We start from the raw sequence: 10,029 nt of genomic DNA, 5'->3' as shown, positions 1-10,029 counted from the left end.
AAGAGCATCCGGGTGTAGGGGTGGCGCATGTTCGCGAAGAGCGCGCGGGTCTCGCCCGTCTCGACCACCTCGCCCTCGCGCATCACCACGATGCGGTCGGCCATGTCGCTGACCACGGCAAGGTCGTGGGTGATCATCATCAGCCCCATGCCGAACTCGTCCACCAGCTCGCGCAGCAGGGCGAGAATCTGGGCCTGCGTGGTGACGTCGAGCGCGGTGGTCGGCTCGTCCGCGATGAGGATCTTCGGCCTGAGCGCGATGGCCATGGCGATCACCACGCGCTGGCGCTGCCCGCCCGACAGCTCGTGCGGGTAGCGCGAGAGGGGAAAGCGCTCGGCGGGCAGGCCCACCCGGTCCAGCATGGCGCGGGCGCGGGCAAGCGCCTCGGCGCGCGGCACCTTTTGATGGATCAGGATCGTCTCGGCCACCTGGTCGCCGATGGTCTGCACCGGGTTGAGCGCGGTCATCGGCTCCTGAAAGACCATGCCCGCCTCGGCGCCGCGCAGGCGGCACATCTCGGCCTCCGGGGCGTTCAGGATGTCGCGCCCGTCGAGCACGATCCGCCCCGTGGCCTCGGCCGCGCCGGGCATGAGGCCCATCACCGCGAAGGCCGTCATCGACTTGCCCGAGCCGCTTTCGCCGGTGACGGCCACGATCTCGCCCGGCGCGATGGCGAGCGACACGTCGCGCAGGATCGGCGTCCCGCCGATGGCGAGGTCGAGGTGTTCGATCTGCAGCAGGCTCATGCGCGCGCCTTTCGCACCTTCGGGTCCAGCAGGTCGCGCAGCCCGTCGCCCATGAGGTTGAGCCCCAGCACCGTCAGCACGATGGCGAGACCGGGGATCAGCGCGACATGCGGCGCGAGGCTGACCATCGTCTGCGCCTCGGCGAGCATGCGCCCCCAGCTCGGCGTCGGCGGCTGCGCGCCCAGCCCGACGTAGGAGAGCCCCGCCTCGGCCAGGATGCCGAGGCTGAACTGGATCGTGCCCTGCACGATCAGCAGGTTGGCGACATTGGGCAGGATATGCTCGACGCTGATGCGCGGGGCCGATTTGCCGGCCACGCGCGCGGCGAGGATGAACTCCCGCTCCCAGAGGCTGAGCGCGCCGCCGCGGGTGAGGCGGGCGAAGACGGGAATGTTGAAGATGCCGATGGCGATGATGGCGTTCATCGCGGAGGCGCCGAAGACGGCGGTGATCAGGATCGCGATCACCAGCGCGGGGAAGGCGAAGATCAGGTCGTTCGCCCGCATGATCACCTCGTCCAGCAGCCCGCCCTTGCGCGCCGCCGCCGCGAGGCCGAGCGGCACGCCGAGCGCCATGCCGATCCCCACGGCCAGCAGCGCCACCGCGATCGAGGTGCGCGCGCCCACCATGATCATCGACAGGATGTCGCGGCCGAACTGGTCGGTACCCAGAAGATGCGCCCATGACGGCGGCTGCAGCCGGGAGGGAATGTTCATCCCGTCCACCGGGTAGGGCGTCCAGAGGAAGGAGAGCGCCGCCGCCACGACGAAGATCGCGGACAGCGCGAGCCCGATCCAGAGGCTGCGCGGCACGCCCCCGGCCCGGCGCGCCGGCGGCGCGGGCTGCGGTGCGTCGTTCGGCTCGGCCAGGCTCACGAGCGGCTCCTCAGGCGGGGGTCGACGGCGGCATAGGCCAGATCGACGAGGAAATTCACCAGGATCACCGCGAAGACCAGCAGCATGACCACGGACTCCACCACGATCAGATCGCGGGCCGAGATCGACTGGAAGATCAGCCGCCCGAGGCCGGGCAGGTAGAACACCTGCTCGATGATGATCGCGCCGGCGAGCAGGAAGGCGAACTGCAGCCCGATGATGGTGAGCACCGGGATCAGCGCGTTCCGGACCCCGTGGCGCCAGAGCGCCTGCCGGCGGGTGAGACCCTTGGCGCGCGCGGTGCGCATGAAGTCCTCGGACAGGATGTCGATGAGCGAGGAGCGCATCACCCGCGCGAGGATCGCCGCCTGTGGCAGGGCGAGCGCGACGGCCGGAAGGGTCAGCGCCTTCAGGCCCGCCCAGAGCCCTTCGTCCCAGCCGGGAAAGCCCCCCGCGCCGAACCAGCCCAGCGTGATCGAGAAGAGCAGGACCAGCATCATCGCGAACCAGAAGTTCGGCACCGCGATGCCGAGCTGCGTGGCCCCCATCACGGCCAGATCGCCCGCACGCCCGCGCCGTGCGGCGGCGTAGATTCCCGCCGGGAACGCCAGAAGCGTGGAGAGCGCGAGCGCATAGAGGGCGAGCGGCAACGAGACCTGCAACCGCTCCGCGATCATCTCCGCCACCGGCGTGCGGTAGGTGTAGGATGTGCCGAAGTCACCCGTGGCCATGCCGCCGACCCAGTCGAGGTACCGCTGCCACTTGGGCACGTCGAGGCCGAGCTCGGCGCGCAGCGCGGCGACCGTCTCGGGCTCGGCGTTGATGCCGAGCATGAAGGCCGCCGGATCGCCGGGCGCCACCTCGACCACCAGAAAGATGACCAGCGACGCCACGGCGAGGCTCATGGCGAGCGAGATCAGGCGCTTGAGCGTGTAGCGCAGCATGGGGTCTCCATCGCCCTTCCGGGGCGCTCATCGGCCCCGTGCGGGGCCTCTTCGCGAGGCGCGCCCGTCAGGGCCGACGAGCGCGCATGCAGGTCACTGGTCCCAGGAGACGCCCGTGAGGTCCACCGCCTGCGTCGGCGCATTGGCCCAGAGCCCGCGCAGATCCGCCTTGGCGACCGTGGTCATCGCGAGCTGGAACAGGTAGCCGTTCACGTAATCCTCCGCGATGATGCGCTGCGCCTGCTGCAGCATCTCCATCCGCGCGTCGGGATCGGTGGTGGCGTTCAACTCGTCCATCAGCGCCTGAAGCTCGGGATTGTCGTACTGGAAGTAGTAATCCGGCCGGGCGTAGATGCCGATGTCCATCGGTTCCGTGTGGCTCACGATGCTCAGACCGAAGTTCTTGTTGTTGAACACCTCCTCGAGCCACTGCGCCCATTCGAGATTGGTGATCTCCGTCTCGATGCCGACCGCACGGAGCTGTGCGGCGATGATCTCGCCCCCGCGGCGCGCGTAGGAGGGGGGCGGCAGCTTCAGCGTCGTGCTGAACCCGTCCGGGTAACCCGCGTCGGCCAGAAGCTCGCGCGCGAGGTCGGGGTCGTGCGACGACATGTCGGTAAGATCGACGTAGGCCGGATGATGCGGCGCGAAATGCGTGCCGATCGGCGTGCCGTAGCCGAACATCGCGCCCTCGATCACCGACTGCCGGTCGATGGCATGGGCGATCGCCTTGCGCACCTTCGGCTCGTCGAGCGGCGGCTCGGCGTTGTTGATCGACAGGATCGTCTCCCCCTCGGTCGAGCCGACGAGCACCTGAAAGCGCGGGTCGGCCTCGAACTGCGGCAGGTTCTCGGGCGCCGGGAAGGCGGAAAAGGCGTCGATGTCCTCGGCCATCATCGCCGAGAAGGCCGCCGTCGGGTCGGAGATGAACTTGAAGGTCGCCGTCTCGAGCGCCGGCGCCTCGCCCCAGTAGTCGTCGTAGCGCACGAGATCGATCCGGTCGCCCTGCGCCCATTCCTCGAAGCGGAAGGGACCGGTGCCGACGGGCTGCGACTTGATCTCGCCGATGCTTTCGGGCGCGACGATCACCGCGTCGCCCCAGGCCATGTTGAAGAGGAACATCCCGTCCGGCTGCGCGAGCGTCACGCGCACGGTCTGCGGGTCCACCGCCTCGACGCTGTCGATGGCTGCGAAAAGCTGCTTCTGCGCGTTCGTGGAGTCCTCCTCGCGGGCGCGGTCGAGGCTGAACTTGACGTCGTCCGCGTCCAGCTCGGTGCCGTCGTGGAAGGTCACGCCCTCGCGCAGGGCGAAGGTGTAGGTGAGCCCGTCCTCGGAAATCTCCCAGCTTTCGGCGAGGCCGGGAACCACTTCGCCGCTCTCGGTGAAGCGCGTGAGCCCTTCGAAGACGTTGGCGTAGAGCACGCTGTCGATCGCGCCCGCGGCACCGCCCGTCGGGTCGAGGTGCGGCGGCTCGAGCTGCATGGCCACGGTGACATCGGTGCGCTCGGCCCATGCGGGGGCGAGCCCGGCAGCGAGCGCCAGCGCGCTCGCGGCGACAAGGCGGAGGGGCTGTGTCATCTTGCGGTCTCCCTGAACGGATGCGCCTCGACGGCGTCTGTCGCGGCGAAGAGTGACTGAAGGCCCGGAGACTGTCCAGACCGCCCGCGCCGGGCGTCAGCGGATCACGAGCCGCGGCGCGGGGCCGAGGGGCACGGGGCCGAGACGGATCTGCCCGTCGTCGAAATCGAGCGGCATGTCGAGCGTCCCGGACTCGCCGGAAAGCCGCGCGGCGAGCGCCAGCGCGTCCTCGAGGGTCCCCGCGACCCCGGGGGGCAGGGCGCCGGTCTCCTGCGCGAGGCGGAGGATCGCGCGCCAGTTCTCGGCGCGCAGCGCGATCCGCCCCTCGGGCCGCCCCTCCGCGTCCACGTCGAGCCGGCCCGCCGCGCGCAGCACCAGATCCCCCCACGTCGCCTCGGCGGTGTCGAGCTCGATCCGCCGGGGTTGCGGACGGCGCGCGGCGATTGCCGCCGCATCCCACGGCGCGTCGAAGGCCACCGTCGCGTCGAGGCGCACCGCGTCGAGCGTCTGCGGCAGCCGACGCGGCGACCCCGGCGGCGCGAGCCCGTCGAGCGATAGGCCGAGCCGGTAGGTCGCGGGGCTCGCCGCCGTGCGCTCGGCTGCCGCGTTGAGCCGCGCGAGGGCCCAGGCGCCGCCGGTCTCCGGCACGAGGCGCAGCGTCCCGGCCACCAGCGTCGCACGCTCCAGCGCGCGGTCCTCGCCGCCGCGCAGGACAAGGCTGGCGCGCATGTCCTCGCTCTCGACGGTGGCACGGCGCTCGGGCGTGGCGAGGCTCTGCGTCTCGGGCCAGGCCGCGATCAGGTGGTTCGGGCGGTAACTCAGTCGCAGGATCTGAAAGACCGGTGCCTGCCACGCGAGGCCGCTGCCCGGATCGGCGAGCGCGATGTCGGTGAAGGTGGTGTCGAGGCGGTTCGGAAATCCGCCCACGCCGAGATCGGCGTAATCCGCCTGCCAGCCGTCTGCCCGGCGTTCTTCGAACCAGTCTTCCTGCGCCTGTCGCAACTGCCATGCGCCGACGGCCCAGTAGCCGGACCACGCGAGCGTCGCGAGGACGATCAGGACCAATAGCCGTTTCATGTGCCCATCCCTTTGCACCCCCGCGGCGGACGTGTTTAACCCCGCCCCGCAGAAAGGGCCAGCCGCCGTGACGCTCTGGGTATTCGGATACGGATCGCTTTTGTGGAACCCGGGCTTTCCCGTGGCCGGGCGGACGCTGGCCCGGCTCCCGGACTGGCACCGCAGCTTCTGCATGCGTTCGGTGCATCACCGCGGCACGCCGGAGGCACCGGGCCTCGTCCTCGCGCTCGACGCGGCGCAGGGCGCGGTCTGCAACGGGGTGGCGCTGGCGGCCGAACCGGGGACCGAGGAGGCGACGCTCGCCTACCTCCGCGAGCGTGAGCTCGTCTCCTCGGCCTACGTCGAGCGGATGCTGCCGCTGGAGCTCTCCGACGGGCGGCAGGTCGAGGCGGTGACCTACGTGATCGACGCGGGACACGAGCAATACTGCGGCGCGCTCTCGCTCGAGGCGCAGGCGCGCATCATCGCCCGCGCGACCGGCGGGCGGGGGCCCAACGACGAATATCTGCACAACACGGCGGCACATCTGGCCGAGCTCGGCCTTGCCGACCCCGATCTGGAGTGGCTTTCGGCCCGGGTGCAGGCGCTCAAGGCATAGTCGCTTGGCTTGGTCCGCGCCGACAGATAGGGTCGCACGCGCAGTCAAAGCCGGAACACACGCGCACATGGCCCAGCCGGACCTCGAGACGGCCCCGCAGTTTTCGCAGCCCGTCCGACAGATCCTCTTCATGCTGATCGTTCTGGCCCTGACGGGCCTCGGCGCGGTTCTGGCCGCACCACGGGTCATGCCGGTGTTCCTGGCCAATCCCTGGTTCAACGGCTTCATCGGCGTGGTCTTCGTGATCGGGGTGCTCGCCTGTTTCGTGCAGGTCGCGCAGCTCATCGCGTCCGTGCGCTGGATCGAGGCTTTCGCCGACGGCCGCACGGACAGCGATGCCGCGGCGCCCCGCCTCCTCGCGCCGCTGGCGACGCTCCTGCGCTCGCGCGGGCGGGGGCGGCAGATCTCGGCCACCTCGACGCGCTCGATCCTCGACAGCGTGGCGACCCGCCTCGACGAGGCGCGAGAGATCACGCGCTACATCATCAACATGCTGATCTTCCTCGGCCTTCTCGGCACCTTCTACGGGCTGGCCACGACGGTGCCCGCGGTGGTGGACACGATCCGCGGGCTCGCCCCGCAGGAGGGCGAGCCGAGCGTCGCGGTCTTCAACCGGCTGATGACGGGGCTCGAGGGGCAGCTCGGCGGCATGGGCGTGGCCTTCGCCTCCTCGCTGCTGGGCCTCGCCGGGTCGCTCGTCGTGGGGCTTCTGGAGCTTTTCGCGGGCCACGGGCAGAACCGCTTCTACCGCGAGCTCGAGGAGTGGCTCTCCTCGATCACGCGCCTCGGCTTCTCCTCCGACGGCGAGGGCGAGGTCGACGAGGAGGCGGTCGTCGCCGTCATCGACCACATGGCCGAGCAGATGGACATGCTGCAGACCATGTTCGCCGAGTCCGACGAGAGCCGCGCCGGGGTGGATTCCAGGCTCGGGCAGCTCGCCGACTCGATCGAGCGCATGACGGAACGGATCGAATCCTCGACCCCGTCGACCACCGCGCTCCTGCGCGTGGCGGAAGGGCAGGAACAGCTCGCCGACGTGCTGCAGACCCAGGCCCGCGCCGAAGATGGCGGTTTCGACTCCGAAAGCCGGATGCGCCTGCGCTCCATCGACGTTCAGATGCTGCGCCTGCTCGAGGAAATGTCCGCCGGCCGGCAGGAGAGCATGGCCGAACTGCGCACGGAGATCGCGGCGCTGACCCGCGCCGTCGAGCAGCTCGGCGCGCGCCAGCCCCCGGCCGGGGGCGAGCCCCGCACGCCGCGCGCGGCACCGCCGTCGGCCCGGATCCGGCGCGAGACCAAGGGCGGGGAGGGCTGAGCCATGCCGCTCGCGCGGCGCAGCGGCCAGCGGTTCCAGGCCTCGATCTGGCCCGGCTTCGTGGACGCGATGACGGGGCTTCTCCTCGTGCTGATCTTCGTCCTGACGATCTTCATGGTGGTGCAGTACGTCCTCACCGAGGAGATCAGCGGGCAGGAGAGCGAACTCGACCTGCTGTCGCAGGAGATCGGCAGCCTCTCGCGCGCGCTGGGCCTCGCGCGGGACCGCAACGAGGCGCTCGAGGACCGTGTGGGCGAACTCGCCGCCACGCTGGAGGCCGCCGAGGACGAGAGCGCGCAACAGGCCGACCTGATCGCCGCGCTGCGCGACCGGACCGAGGCGCAGGACGAGGCGCTGGAGGGCGCGCGCGCCCGCATCGCGAGCTTCGAGGAGCAGGTCGCGAGCCTGCTGGCCGAGCGGGAGGATGCCCGGGACCGCATCGCCGGGCTCGAGGACGCGCGCGACGAGCTCGCCTCGGAGCGTGACGCGCTGGAAACCGCGCTCGCCTCCGCCCGCGAGGAGGTCGACGAACAGACCGAGGCCGCGCGCCTCGCCGCCGCGCGGCGCGCGGCGCTTGAGGCGCTCGTCGCCGACCTGCGCGCCGAGGCGGAGGAGGGCGAGGCGGCCCGCCTCGCGCTCGAGGGCCGCGTCTCCGAGCTGCAGGAGGAGCTCAGCGCCGAGGAGGAGGCCCGCCTCGCCGAGGCCGCGGCGGCCGAGGCGCTGCGCGACCGGCTGGAAGACTCCGAGGCCGAACTCACCGCCATGACCCTCGCGCTCGAGGAGGAGCGCGCGCGCGCCGAGGAGACGCTGACGCTTCTCGCCGCCGCCGAGAGGGCCGAAGAGGACCTGAACGCAAGGCTGGCCGCGGCGCTCCTCGCGCAGGAGGGGCTGGAGGCCGATCTCGCCGACGCCACCCGCGCCCGCGAGGCCGCCCGCGCCGAGGCGGTGGCGACCGAACAGGAGGCCGCGGCGCTCCGCGCGGCGCTCGCAGAAGCGCGGGAGGAGGCGGGAACCCTGCGCACCGAGCTTGCCGCGGCGCGCGGCGCGGCCGAGGACCGGGGCGACCGCATCGCGTCGCTCGAGGAACGGCTCGCCGCCGCGCTCGCTGCCGGGGACGAGGCCCGCGCCCGTGCCGAGACGGCGGAAGCGGAGGCCGAGGCGCGCGCGACGCGGCTCTCCGACCTCGAGGCCGAGCTCGCCGCCGCGGTGACGCAGGCGGCGCGCGCCCGCGCCCGCGCCGAACAGGCCGAGGCCGCCGCGGCACAGGCCCGCGCCGTCGGCGCGGAACGGCTGACCGAGCTCGAGGCCGCCCTCGCGACCGCGCTTCTCGACGCCGAGGCGGCGCGCGCCGATCTCTCGGAAACCGAGGCCGAGCGCGACCGCCTCCGGGCCGATCTGGAGGAGACACGGACGGCGCTCGGTGCCGCACGCTCGACCGCCGAGACCGCTGATGCCGCGGCGGCGCAGACGCGCGCCGCGCTCGAAGACGCGCGGGCGGCCGTCGAGACGGCCGAGTCGGAAGCGGCGAGCCTGCGCGACCGCCTCGCCGCCGCGCTCGAGCGCATCGCGGAGCGCGGCCGGGCGGAGGAGGCGCTGCGCGCGGATCTGGCGGCGGCGGAGGCGCGCGCGGAGGAGGCCGAGGCGGCCCTCGCCGGGCGCCGGGCCGATCTCGACGCGGCCATCGAGACCGAGGAGAGCCTGCGCGCCGATCTTGCCGCTGCGGAGGCCCGGGCCGAGGCCTCGGCGCGCGAGCTTTCGGAAACCCGCGCGGCCCTCGAGGAGACGCGCGCGGCGCTGGAGGACCGCCGCGAGGACGCGGAGGCGCGCGATCAGGAGTTCACCGATCTCGAACGCCAGCTCGGCGACGCGCTCTCGGCCGTGGTCGCGGCGCAGAGCGCCGAGGAAGATCTCGGCCGGCGCCTCGCCGCGGCGCTCGCGGAACAGCGGCAGGTGGAGGCCGACGCGGCCGAGACGCGCGAGCGCCTCGCCGCGGCGCTCGCCGCCGAACGTGCGGCCGAGACCGAGGTCGAGGATCTGCGCGCCCGCCTGGAGGCTGCCGCCGCGGCCCGGTTCGACGCCGAGGAGACGGCGGCCGAGCGCCTGCGCCTGCTCGCCGTGGCCGAGCAGGAACTCGAGGAAGAGCGGGCCGCGGCCGAGGAGGCCGAGAAGCAGACCGCGCTCCTCAACCAGCAGGTGCGCGAACTCAACAGGCAGCTGTCGCGCCTGCAGGCCGTGCTCGACGACGCGCGCGACCGCGACGAGGCACAGCAGGTGCGTATCGAGTCGCTCGGACAGGATCTGAACGCCGCGCTCGCGCGGGCCGCCGCCGAGGAGCGCCGGCGCCGGCAGCTCGAGGCGGCCCGCGCGCGCCGCCTCGAGGAGGAGCGCGAGAACCTCGAGCGCTACCGCTCCGAGTTCTTCGGGCGGCTGCGCGAGATCCTCGGCGCGCGCGAAGGCGTGGAGATCGAGGGCGACCGTTTCGTCTTCCCCTCCGAGGTGCTCTTCGCGCAGGGCGAGGCGCAGCTCTCGGCCGAAGGCCGTTCCGGGATCGGGGAGGTCGCCGAGATCCTCAAGGGCATCATGGACGAGATCCCGCCCGAGATCGACTGGGTGCTGCGCGTGGACGGGCACACCGACGACGTGCCGATCGTCGGCAGCGCGGAGTTCGAGGACAACTGGGAGCTCAGCCAGGCGCGCGCGCTCTCGGTCGTGCGCTACCTGATCGACGCCCACGACATGCCGCCCGAGCGGCTCGCGGCGAACGGCTTCGGGCAGTACCAGCCGATCGACCCGCGCGACACGGCGGAGGCGCGCGCGCGCAACCGGCGCATCGAGCTGAAGCTCACCGAGCGTTGAGGGCGTTGGGGGGGGGGGGGGGGGCGGGGGGGCGCGGGGG

At 72.3% G+C, this 10,029-nt stretch carries 8 protein-coding genes; 3 read left to right on the top strand and 5 right to left on the bottom strand.

The annotated features are described in order from the left end of the window. The 5 genes from ACESL7_RS08610 to ACESL7_RS08590 form a co-directional block, all read right to left on the bottom strand. Positions 1 to 746, bottom strand: a 746-nt coding sequence (locus ACESL7_RS08610) for an ATP-binding cassette domain-containing protein (protein ID WP_372892907.1), incomplete at its 3' end; no start/stop codon positions are given. Beyond that, positions 743 to 1,558: an ABC transporter permease gene (locus ACESL7_RS08605; RefSeq protein ID WP_372892908.1), complete on the bottom strand. Its 816-nt coding sequence runs from the start codon at positions 1,556 to 1,558 to the stop codon at positions 743 to 745. The genes ACESL7_RS08610 and ACESL7_RS08605, both read right to left, overlap by 4 nt. Positions 1,559 to 1,617: 59 nt before the next feature. Next, positions 1,618 to 2,565 carry an ABC transporter permease gene (locus ACESL7_RS08600; RefSeq protein ID WP_372892906.1) on the bottom strand — a complete coding sequence of 316 codons (948 nt, stop codon included), beginning with the start codon at positions 2,563 to 2,565 and terminating at the stop codon, positions 1,618 to 1,620. Positions 2,566 to 2,658: 93 nt separating this feature from the next. Beyond that, positions 2,659 to 4,143, bottom strand: coding sequence for an ABC transporter substrate-binding protein (locus ACESL7_RS08595; protein WP_372892905.1), 1,485 nt, complete (start codon positions 4,141 to 4,143; stop codon positions 2,659 to 2,661). Between the two features lie 96 nt (positions 4,144 to 4,239). Next, the gene (locus tag ACESL7_RS08590) at positions 4,240 to 5,220 is read right to left on the bottom strand and encodes a DUF2125 domain-containing protein (RefSeq protein ID WP_372892904.1); all 981 of its coding nucleotides are present in this window, start codon (positions 5,218 to 5,220) and stop codon (positions 4,240 to 4,242) included. 67 nt (positions 5,221 to 5,287) lie between these two features. Here ACESL7_RS08590 and ACESL7_RS08585 point away from each other — a divergent pair, with 67 nt between their 5' ends. The 3 genes from ACESL7_RS08585 to ACESL7_RS08575 all read left to right on the top strand — a co-directional run bounded on the left by ACESL7_RS08585 (position 5,288) and on the right by ACESL7_RS08575 (position 9,989). Next, positions 5,288 to 5,818 (top strand): gamma-glutamylcyclotransferase, encoded by a 531-nt coding sequence (locus tag ACESL7_RS08585; protein ID WP_372892903.1) that lies wholly within the window; start codon positions 5,288 to 5,290, stop codon positions 5,816 to 5,818. A gap of 67 nt (positions 5,819 to 5,885) precedes the next feature. Then, positions 5,886 to 7,133, top strand: a complete 1,248-nt coding sequence (locus ACESL7_RS08580; RefSeq protein WP_372892902.1) for a biopolymer transporter ExbB — start codon at positions 5,886 to 5,888, stop codon at positions 7,131 to 7,133. 3 nt (positions 7,134 to 7,136) lie between these two features. Then, entirely contained in the window at positions 7,137 to 9,989 is a 2,853-nt protein-coding gene (locus ACESL7_RS08575; protein ID WP_372892901.1) for a peptidoglycan -binding protein, read from the top strand. Positions 9,990 to 10,029: the final 40 nt, after the last annotated feature.

Origin of the sequence: Rhodosalinus sp. (assembly GCF_041685465.1) — a bacterium.
Taxonomy (GTDB): domain Bacteria; phylum Pseudomonadota; class Alphaproteobacteria; order Rhodobacterales; family Rhodobacteraceae; genus Rhodosalinus.
The sequence above is the reverse complement of the archived record's forward strand: the minus strand, read 5'-3'. Positions and strand labels throughout refer to the sequence as shown.

Coding starts and splice junctions, on each gene's coding strand:
- ACESL7_RS08590 (WP_372892904.1), bottom strand. CDS start 5,220: ATGAAACGGCTATTGGTCCTGATCGTCCTCGCGACGCTCGCGTGGTCC.
- ACESL7_RS08600 (WP_372892906.1), bottom strand. CDS start 2,565: ATGCTGCGCTACACGCTCAAGCGCCTGATCTCGCTCGCCATGAGCCTC.
- ACESL7_RS08575 (WP_372892901.1), top strand. CDS start 7,137: ATGCCGCTCGCGCGGCGCAGCGGCCAGCGGTTCCAGGCCTCGATCTGG.
- ACESL7_RS08595 (WP_372892905.1), bottom strand. CDS start 4,143: ATGACACAGCCCCTCCGCCTTGTCGCCGCGAGCGCGCTGGCGCTCGCT.
- ACESL7_RS08580 (WP_372892902.1), top strand. CDS start 5,886: ATGGCCCAGCCGGACCTCGAGACGGCCCCGCAGTTTTCGCAGCCCGTC.